Annotated in this window: 1 protein-coding gene; it reads right to left on the bottom strand. The window is 50.1% G+C overall.

What is annotated here, in order from left to right; translation table 11 throughout:
- Window positions 1–121: 121 nt before the first annotated feature.
- On the bottom strand, window positions 122–359 hold a 238-nt coding region (locus LRP50_RS25575), incomplete at its 5' end, for a hypothetical protein (protein ID WP_274167197.1).

Raw genomic sequence — 359 nt, forward strand, 5'->3', positions numbered from 1 at the left:
GACATATATGGACGCTCCCCGAACGTCAAGTCAATACGCTCTTGTCGTTTCGCGTAGCGAGACGATATTGAGGTTGTTTTTGCCACTGTGTTCAGTGTTGATGCTCAGGTTTTCATTCCCCTTAAGGGAAGGTCAGTACTGACATATATCCAGGCTCATTTCTTTGAGTAGAATGAGGCGATTTTCTCGCCTCGGCCTCTAATGAGTTCCGTACCTGACCGCCTTCAACAGACACTCGGGCTTGAAGCCCTTGTCCCGAACAGGCTTGAGCCAGGTAGGGAAAACCTTTGTTCATCAACCATGACTGACCACGGTGGGTGAAACTGCTGGTATTATCCGCCGCCACGCCATCTTGTTGC

The organism is Enterovibrio gelatinilyticus (assembly GCF_028683095.1).
Lineage (GTDB): Bacteria > Pseudomonadota > Gammaproteobacteria > Enterobacterales > Vibrionaceae > Enterovibrio > Enterovibrio gelatinilyticus.